The 1,802-nt window shown below is 73.0% G+C and carries 1 protein-coding gene; it reads right to left on the reverse strand.

From position 1 onward, the window contains the following. The coding region (locus R6V09_RS52270; protein ID WP_317888424.1) for a sensor histidine kinase at nt 1–1,802 on the reverse strand (1,802 nt) is incomplete at both ends.

Raw genomic sequence — 1,802 nt, forward strand, 5'->3', positions numbered from 1 at the left:
GACTCCTGGTGCTGGGGAGCGGTCGGCACGCGCGCGTACTCGCGTTCCACGGCCCGCTGTCCGTCGTCGACTGCCGCGCGGGGGGCGCGTTCGGCCGCGCCGCCGTGCAACAGGGCCGTCGGCAGCAGCACGACCGCTGTCGTTCCGCCGTAGGGCGAGGTCCGCAGGTGCACCTTGATGCCGTGGCGTGCGGCGAGCCTGCTGACCACGAAGAGGCCGAGCCGGTCACTGTCGAAGAGGTCGAGGGCCTCGGACTGCTCGATGCGGCGGTTGGCCTCGGCCAGCGACTCCGGGCCCATGCCCAGGCCCCGGTCCTCGACCTCGACGGCGTACCCGTTGCCGACCGGTTCGCCGGTGACGCGCACGCGGGTGTGCGGTGGCGAGAACTGGGCGGCGTTCTCCACGATCTCGGCGAGCAGGTGCGTGAGGTCGGCGACGGCCGTGCCGAGGACGGAGGCTTCGGGGAGTTGGCGTACCTCCACGCGCGCGTAGTCCTCGACTTCGGACACGGCGGCGCGGACGACGTTGGTCAGGGAGACCGGCATGCGCCAGGCTCGGCCGGGTGCCGCGCCGGAGAGGATGATCAGGCTCTCGGCGTGCCGTCGCATTCGGGTGGTGAGGTGGTCGAGGCGGAACAGGTCGCTCAGTTCGTTCGGGTCGTCGGAGCGGCGCTCCATGCTGTCCAGAAGGCTGAGTTGACGGTGCACCAGGACCTGGCTGCGGCGGGCGAGGTTGACGAAGATCCCGGAGATGCCGCTCGCGAGTTCGGCGCGTTCCACGGCGGCCCGCAGGGCGGCTCGGTGCACGGTGCCCAGGGCCTCGGCGACCTGCCCGGTCTCGTCCTCCGCGGCCGGTCCGGGCGGGGCCTCCGCCCTGATGTCGATCTCCTCCCCCGCGCGCAGTCTCCGCATGGCCTCGGGGAGTTTGTGGCGGGCGATCGCCAGGGCGTCGTTGCGCAGACTCACCAGTTCGACGACGAGACCGCGTCCGATGCGTACCGAGATGACGAGCGACGCGACGACGGCGGCGAGACCGAGCAGGACGGCGGCGCCGGCCGGGGTGAGCAGTCCGCGTGCGAACGGATCGGCGCGGTCCGCGACTCCGCCGCCCGCGTCCGCCTCGATGGCGCGCATGCCGTCCTGCACGCGTGCGTGCGCGTTGTTCCAGGTGGCCTCGGGAGCCGCAGCGATCGCGCGGGTGGCCGAGTTGGTGGCGAGGACCTTGTCCTCGGCCGCACCGACCACGGTGTAGGCGCTGGTGTCGGCGAGGTTCCGCCAGGCGGTGCGTTCGGAACCGCGCAGATCCGCGGTGGCGGAGTCGGTGAGGGTACGGCGCGTGTCGACGGCGCCGGTGAACAGCCGCAGCCGCTCCCCGTCGAGGCGGCCATCGAGACGGGCACCGGCGAGCACCACGTCCTCCTGGGACAGCGATTCCGCGGCCCGGGAGAACTCCAGCAGCACACGCGCGTCGGAGCCGAGGTCGGCGTCCTGGATTCCGGTGAGCGCCCCGCCCACGGCGAAGGCCGTGGAGATGGTCGTCGTGTACTGCCCGTACGTCTCGTCCCATCCCGCGCGGTGGGCGAGCACGTCGGCGCGCAGCGAGCGCAGTCGCTCGGCTCCGGTGACGAAGGTCTCCAGGCGTTGGGCGACTCCGGCCGGCAGTTCCTCGCCGTCGGCGACGGTGTTGGTGTCGCCGAGCCGCAGCCGGGCGACGGCCCGGTCCGTGTTCGCGGCCAGCTTCTTCAGGTCACCGCCCGGCTCGGCGTCGGGGTCGGTGGCGTAGCGCACCGCGGCCGACCGCTC

Source organism: Streptomyces sp. W16 (genome assembly GCF_033194735.1).
Taxonomy (GTDB): domain Bacteria; phylum Actinomycetota; class Actinomycetes; order Streptomycetales; family Streptomycetaceae; genus Streptomyces.